Below are 6,929 nucleotides of genomic sequence, written 5' to 3' on the forward strand. Positions count from 1 at the left end.
CGACGGCAGCGTGCCGCCCCACCTTCTGGAGCGGCTGCGGCAACTGGAGGTGCCTCCCCCCGCCAGCACCCCCGCCAGCCGCCGCCGCACACAGGCCCCCCGGAGCGGAGGCAACAGCCGCCCCTCGGCCGGCGATCCCGAACTCGACCTCTACACCGCCTTCCAGCAACTGCTGCTCGAGGACGACGACTGACCAGTACGTCCGTACTAGGGTGAAGGCCGTCGCCCGGAGCCGGGATGGGGGTCGACCTCAACGAACAGCTGAACCTCCACCCCGGCCGCACCCTGCTGCTGCGCGTCTGCGGCGACTCGATGCTCGGTGCCGGCATCCGCCACGGCGACCTGCTCGTCGTGGACCGGGAGGCCACGCCCCGATCGGGCCGCATCGTGGTGGCCCTGCTGGAGGGGGGCTTCACCCTCAAGCGCCTGGTGCGCCGGGGGGCGCACTGGTGGCTGGAGCCGGCCAACCCCGCCTACCCGCCCCTCGCCCTCGGCGGCCGCGACGACGATCGCCTCTGGGGCGTGGCCGTGCACGTGATCCGTTCGCTGCCGGGGGGGCGATGAGCCAGGCCATCGTCCTGGTCGACGGCAACAACTTCTACGCCTCCTGCGAAGCCGCCCTCGACCCCTCCGTGATCGGCAAACCCCTGGTGGTGCTCTCCAACAACGACGGTTGCATCGTCTCCCGCAGCGCCGAGGCCCGCGCCATGGGCATTCCCATGGGCACCCCCTGGTTTCAGGTGCGCCACGACCTGGAACGCCGCGGTGTGATCGTGCGCAGTTCCAACTACGGCCTCTACGCCGACATGAGCCAGCGGCTGATGGCCAGCCTCGAAGCCTGGGTGGAGGAGCTGGAGATCTATTCCATCGACGAGGCCTTCGGTCGCCTGCACCGCCCCCCCGGCGACGGCGACCTCACCACCTGGGGGAAAGACCTGCGCCGGCAGGTGCGCCGCCAGCTGGGTCTGCCGGTGGCGGTGGGCATCGCCCCCACCAAGGTGCTGGCCAAGATCGCCAACCGCATCGCCAAGCGCGACCCCTCCCATGGCGGCGTCTTCGATCTGGGCCAGGCCGGGGATCCGGCCCCCTGGCTGGAGGCCATCCCCATCGAGGACGTCTGGGGCATCGGCCGCAAGCTGTCCCGCTGGTGCCGGTTGCGGGGCATCAGCCAGGCCCGGGCCCTGCGCGACATGCCGAGCGGCGAACTGCGGCACCGCTGTGGCGTCGTGGGGGTTCGCCTGCAGCAGGAACTGCGCGGCCACAGCTGCCTGCCCCTGGTGGCCATGCCGCCGGCGAAGCAGGAAACCTGCGTCAGCCGCAGCTTCAGCGAACCGGTGACCAACCTCGAGGGCCTGCGGCAGGCGATCGCCACCTACCTCAGCCGGGCCTGCGAGAAGCTGCGCCGCCAGGGGCAGCGGGCGGGCAGCGTCACGGTGTTCGTGCGCAGCAGCCCCTTCAACGGCACCCGCTTCTACGCCAACGCCGCCACCGTGGCTCTGCCGCTGGCCAGCAACGACACCGCCGTGCTGCTCGCCGCCGCCCTGCCCCTGGCCGAGCGGCTGTTCCGGCCCCACAAGCCGCTGCAGAAGGCGGGGGTGCTGCTGCAGGATCTGCAGCCGGTGGGGCTGCTGCAGCACCACCTGCTGGCGCCGCTGCCACCGGAGCAGCAGCGGCGGCGCGAGGCCCTGATGGCCACCGTCGACGGCCTCAACCGCCGCTACGGCAGCGGCACCGTGCAGTGGGCCGCCTGCGGCCTGCGGCCCCGCTGGACGATGCGCCGCTCGCGCCTGTCGAGGGCCGCCACCACCCGGCTGAGCGATGTGCCGGTGGTGCGGGCCTGAGGGCCGCGTTCAGGGCCGCAGTCAGGGCCCGGCATCGAGGCTGGCGATCTGGTTGCGGCCATTGCCCTTGGCCAGCTCGAGGGCCCGCTCCGACCGCTGGATCAGGTCGGTGAAACGGCGGTCCGAGGCGGCCAGGACCGTGAGACCGCCGCTGATGTGCAGGCGGAAGTCGGAATGGCTGTGAGCACCGGACAGGTGGGCGACGGCGGAGCGCAGACCGTCGGCCAGGGCCATGGCCGGATCGCGCTCGACCCCCACCAGCAGCAGGGCGAATTCACCATCGCCGAGACGGGCGGCGAAGTCCTGCTCCTGGAGAAAGGTGCGGGCCAGCTGAACCACATCGGTGAGCACCCGGTCGCCGGCGGCATGACCCCAGCGGTTGTTGATCAGGCGCAGATTGTCGACATCGAAGAGCAGCAGCGACAGGGGGCGCTGGTCACGGCGGGCACGCACGAACTCCCGCTCGCCGATGCTCAGGAAGGTGTGGCGGGTGGGCAGGCCGGTGACGGGGCAGAGGTGGGCCAGGCGCCGCAGTTCCAGCTCGCGCATGGCCAGCTGGGCCAGGCGGTGCAGCAGCTCGCGCTGCTCGGGGCTGAGATCACGGGGCTCCCGGTCGATGACACAGAGGGTGCCGAGGTTGTGGCCCTCCGGCGTCTGCAGGGGCGCACCGGCATAGAAACGGATGTGGGGATCGGCGAAGACCAGGGGGTTGCTGCGGAAGCGCTCGTCGGCGCGGGCATCGGACACCACCATCACCTCGTCGTGGACGATCGCGTGGGCGCAGAAGGCCATCTCCCGGGGGGTTTCGCGCACCTCCAGTCCCCGCCTGGCCAGAAACCACTGCCGATCGGCCTCCACCAGGGAGATGGCCACGATCGGGGTCTGGAAGATGGCCGCGGTCAGATCGAGGATGCGGTCGAAATGCTCATCGCTGTCGGCCTCGAGGATGCCGTAGCGCTCCAGGTCGCGGAGCCGCTGGTCCTCATCGGCGGGGACGGGATAGGCCGGATAGGGAGCCATGGCAAGCCTGCATCCAAATAAAATCTAGGCAGAACGGGCGGTGGCGAGCTGGTTTGTGGGGAGGGATACCGATACCGGCCTCAGGCCGCCGGCACCGCCAGGGTCTCCTCGTAGCCGGCGCGGCGGCCGTCATCGAGCTGATTCAGGTAGCGGCGCTCGGCGTAATAGGCCTCCTGGAAACGCAGGGCGTCGCCGTTGAGGGCATCGAAGAGCTCGTGGATGCGGGTTTCCATGTCGAGCCCGCTGCCGACCGCCGGGGGGGCGGCGGCTGGCGGGGGCAGCTGGCGCTCCTCCTCCAGCAGCTGGGCGATGCAGTGCTCCAGGGTCTGCAGGCGCTGACTCGACCAGGCATCGAGCAGATGACGGCAGCGCCGCAGCACCCGCTGGCGCTCCAGTGAGGCCGTGGCCCCACGCAGCTGCAGGGGTGGATGGGCCAGGGCGAGACGCTGCACCTCGCTGGGCTCCAGCAGGGGGGTGAGCCGGCCCAGCAGGGCGCTCTGCTCCACCAGCAGCCGGTCGCCCAGCAGGCGTGGCAGGTCGAGATCGGCCAGATCCAGCCCGGGATCGGTGCCCCGGTTGATCGCCTCGAGCCGCCCGGCGCCGAGGTTGTCCTCCTCCAGCTCGCCGATGGCGGCCCAGAGCTGGCGGTGGTGCTGGAGGGCGAAGTCATCGAGTTCGCGGCGCCGCAGCTCGGCGCGGATCACGCCGCGCCAGGGGGCGCAGTGGAGGTAGAGGCGCAGGATCTCCGCCTCGGCCCGCTCCCGGTGCCCCACCTCCCCGGGTTGCTCCCATTTCACGGAGCGGCCGTGCCAGCGCTGGCCCTTGACCTGCTGGCGCAGGTCCTCCTCCAGCTGGATGGCCAGCCGGGCCTGGCCGCCCGAGAGGCGCTCGGCCACCTGCTGCAGGTAGTGGCTGCGCACCGCCGACTGGGGCAGCTTGCCCAGCAGCTGCACCAGGGCGGAGACGGCCTGCTGGAACTGGTCGGCCCGGGCCAGATCCTTGCCATCGAACACCTGCTCGATCTGCCAGTCGAGCCAGAGCGGCGCCTGATCGAGCAGGGAGCGGTACTCGCCAGCGCCGTGCTGCTGCAGGAACTCGTCCGGGTCCTTGCCGGCGGGCAGGTGCAGCACCCGCAGCTCCAGTTGGCCCTGCAGCGCCAGCTGCTCCACCTCGCCGATGGCCCGCTGGGCGGCGCGGATGCCCGCCCCGTCGCTGTCGAAGTTGAGGATCAACCGCCGGCCGTCGCAGCAGCGGCACAGCTGGGTGATCTGGCTGGAGCTGAGGGCCGTGCCGAGGGCCGCCACCGCATTGGTGATGCCGGCGGCGTGCAGGGCGATCACATCGAAGTAGCCCTCCACCACCACGGCCCGGTCGTCGCGGCGGATGGCATCGGCGGCCCGATCCAGACCGAACAGGTGCTTGCCCTTCTCGAACACCTCCGTTTCCGGGGAGTTGAGGTACTTCGGCTCGGCGCCGTCGAGGCCCCGCCCACCGAAGCCGATCACCCGGCCCTGGCGATCCCGGATCGGCACCATCACCCGGTCGCGGAAGCGGTCGTAGAAGCCGCTGCCCCCCTTGCGGGCCACCACCAGACCGGCCGCCTCCAGCAGGTCGGGGCCCAGGCCCTCCACCTGCTGCAGGTGCTGCAGCAGCCCATCCCAGCCGGCCGGGGCATAGCCCAGCTGGAAGGCTTCGAGGGTGGTCTCGCTGAGGCCGCGCGTCTGGCGCAGGTAGGTGAGGGCTGGGGCCCCCTCCGGCGAGCGCAGCTGGCCCTGGAACCAGCCCGCCGCCAGGGCCAGCACCCGGTGCAGCCGGTCGCGGCGGGAGAGCTGCTGGCGCAGCCGCTCCTGCTGGGGGCCATCGAGCGTTTCGACCGGCAGCTGGTATTTGCGCGCCAGATCCAGCACCACCTCGCTGAAGCTGGTGCGCTGCAGTTCCATCAGGAACTTGATGGCGTTGCCGCCGGCCCCGCAGGAGAAGCAGTAATAGAACTGCTTGGCGGGCGACACCGTCATCGACGGGGATTTGTCGTCGTGGAACGGGCAGATCCCGACGAATTCCCGGCCCTTCTTCTTCAGAACCACGTGCTCCCCCACCACATCGACGATGTCGGCCCGTTCCTTGACGGCCTCGATCGTGCGGGGGTGGAGACGGGGCAGGCTCAAGGGTGCAGGCTCAAGACAGGGCGGGGCGAGCAGGGTGGAGGGGCCGCCGCGGTGCCGACCCTATCGGTGGTGGTGGGGTTGGTCCCATTCTGGGGCCTGACACCACCGATGGAGATCACCGGGTGAACCAAACGCCCCCGATCGATCCCGGTCGAGCCCTGCCGGCCGGGGGCTGGATGCTGCTCAGCGCCCTGGCCTTCAGCCTGATGGTGGTGGGGGTGAAGCAGGTGGGCGGCCGGCTGCCGATCGCCGAGGTGGTGCTGGCCCGGGCCCTGGTGAGCCTGGTGCTCAGCTACGCCATGGTCCGCAGGCTGGGGGTGGATCCCTGGGGACGGCGCCGGGGACTGCTGGTGCTGCGGGGCCTGGTGGGCAGTGCCGCCCTGTTCTGCGTCTATGCCGCCGTGATGCACCTGCCCCTGGCCGCCGCCACGGTGCTGCAGTACCTCTACCCCACCTTCACGGCGCTGCTGGCCTGGCTGCTGCTGGGCGAGCGCCTCGGCCGGCGGGTGCTGCTGGCCATGGGACTGGGCTGGCTGGGCGTGCTGCTGGTGGCCCAGCCGGCAGCCACTACCGCCCTGCCGGCCGCCTGGGTGGCCGTGGCGGTGGCCGGCGCCCTGCTCACCGCCGTGGCCTATGTGAGCGTGCGGAGCCTGGCCGAGAGCGAACACCCGGCGGTGATCATTTTCTACTTTCCGCTCGTGGCGCTGCCCATGAGCCTGCCCATGGTCCTGCTCGATCCGGTGCTGCCGACGCCGGGCGAATGGCTCTGGTTGCTGGGGGTGGGGGTGTTCACCCAGGTGGGTCAGGTGGGACTCACCCGGGCCCTCACCCAGCTGCCGGCGGCCCGGGCCACGGCGATCAGTTACGTGCAGGTGGGATTCGCCGCCCTCTGGGGTTGGTGGATCTTCGGGGAAAGCATTGATCTGCCGACGGCGATCGGGGCGGCCCTGATCCTGATGGCCACGCTGATCTCTCTGGGCCAGCCGCCCCTACGATGACGCCGCCAGGCTGGGTTCCCTTGCTGTTGATCCCCCTGCCCGGTGCCGTCCATTCCTGGCTGGCCACGATGGTGGCGGGCTTCGCTCAGGGGACGGAGACGCCATTGATCCGGCCGCCGATGGCGCCGGGGATCGTCCCCCTGCCGCTGATGATGCTGACCATCGGCGGCATCTTTCTCGGCACCCTGGCGATCAGTCGCTTCTCCCTGAAGATCGGGGTGCCGGCCATTCTTGGCGTGCTGCTGTTCGGCCTGCTGATCAATCCCTCCATCACCCTGTTCAGCCATGACACGATCCTGCGGCTGCAGGTTCTGAGTCTGTCGATCCTGCTGTTCAACGCCGGCCTGGAAACCGACATCCGCTCGATTCGCGGCTTCCTCGAATACGGGATCATCCTGGCGGTGGGAGGCGTGATCCTCTCCAGCCTGATGCTGGGGCTGATCATCTGGTTCGTGGCCTCCCCCGATGCCGCCGGCATCCAGCTCGGCTTCCGGCAGGTGCCGGTGGCCGTGGCGATGCTGATCGCCGCCTGTCTCGGCTCGACCGATGCCGGCGCCACGATGAACGTCCTGCAACTGGTGCAGCGGGCGATCCCAAGCCGGCTTTCGGCTCTGGTGCAGTTCGAATCCTCCGTCAACGATCCCACCGGCATCCTGTTTCTGGGGCTGGTGATCGGACTGACGACGCTGGAGGGGAGCGGCGGCGGACAGGCAGTGGTGGTGGAGCAGCTGCAGACCTTCCTGCAGAAGATCGGTTCCGGCCTTCTGATCGGCGTGGTCGTGAGCTACCTGGGGCGCTTCAGCCTCAACCGGTTGGTGCGGGAGAGCAGCCAGTTGCTGATCCTGGGCATCGCCATCGGCCTGATCTCCTACGGGGTGGCGGAACTGATGGGCGGCTCCGGCTTC

6 protein-coding genes and 1 pseudogene are annotated in these 6,929 nt (G+C 70.4%); 5 read left to right on the forward strand and 2 right to left on the reverse strand.

Features of this window, described 5'->3' with window-relative positions; all coding sequences use genetic code 11:
* The 3 genes and pseudogenes from KBZ04_RS12805 to KBZ04_RS12815 form a co-directional block, all read left to right on the forward strand.
* Positions 1 to 193: pseudogene (locus tag KBZ04_RS12805) on the forward strand (hypothetical protein); the annotation flags it as partial.
* 44 nt (positions 194 to 237) lie between these two features.
* The gene (locus KBZ04_RS12810; RefSeq protein ID WP_315859140.1) at positions 238 to 564 is read left to right on the forward strand and encodes a S24 family peptidase; all 327 of its coding nucleotides are present in this window, start codon (positions 238 to 240) and stop codon (positions 562 to 564) included.
* Positions 561 to 1,841, forward strand: a complete 1,281-nt coding sequence (locus tag KBZ04_RS12815; protein WP_254992294.1) for a Y-family DNA polymerase — start codon at positions 561 to 563, stop codon at positions 1,839 to 1,841. Before KBZ04_RS12810 ends, KBZ04_RS12815 begins: the two co-directional genes overlap by 4 nt.
* A 21-nt stretch (positions 1,842 to 1,862) precedes the next feature.
* Here the strand turns inward: KBZ04_RS12815 and KBZ04_RS12820 are convergent, their stop codons facing one another.
* On the reverse strand, positions 1,863 to 2,861 hold the full coding sequence (locus KBZ04_RS12820; RefSeq protein WP_254992295.1) for a GGDEF domain-containing protein: 999 nt from the start codon (positions 2,859 to 2,861) through the stop codon (positions 1,863 to 1,865).
* Positions 2,862 to 2,941: 80 nt separating this feature from the next.
* A complete protein-coding gene (gene dnaG, locus KBZ04_RS12825; protein WP_254992296.1) occupies positions 2,942 to 5,026 on the reverse strand; it encodes a DNA primase in 2,085 nt (694 codons plus the stop codon).
* A 122-nt stretch (positions 5,027 to 5,148) separates the two neighbouring features.
* On the opposite strand from dnaG, the gene KBZ04_RS12830 reads away from it, so the two are divergent.
* Complete coding sequence (locus KBZ04_RS12830; RefSeq protein ID WP_315860119.1) at positions 5,149 to 6,024, forward strand: DMT family transporter; 876 nt, start codon at positions 5,149 to 5,151, stop codon at positions 6,022 to 6,024.
* A 20-nt stretch (positions 6,025 to 6,044) separates the two neighbouring features.
* Positions 6,045 to 6,929: cation:proton antiporter (locus KBZ04_RS12835; protein ID WP_254992297.1), on the forward strand; the 885-nt coding region annotated here is incomplete at its 3' end.

Origin of the sequence: Cyanobium sp. N5-Cardenillas (assembly GCF_024345515.1) — a bacterium.
In the GTDB taxonomy this organism is placed as follows: domain Bacteria; phylum Cyanobacteriota; class Cyanobacteriia; order PCC-6307; family Cyanobiaceae; genus Cyanobium.

Coding starts and splice junctions, on each gene's coding strand:
- KBZ04_RS12810 (WP_315859140.1), top strand. CDS start 238: ATGGGGGTCGACCTCAACGAACAGCTGAACCTCCACCCCGGCCGCACC.
- KBZ04_RS12815 (WP_254992294.1), top strand. CDS start 561: ATGAGCCAGGCCATCGTCCTGGTCGACGGCAACAACTTCTACGCCTCC.
- KBZ04_RS12820 (WP_254992295.1), bottom strand. CDS start 2,861: ATGGCTCCCTATCCGGCCTATCCCGTCCCCGCCGATGAGGACCAGCGG.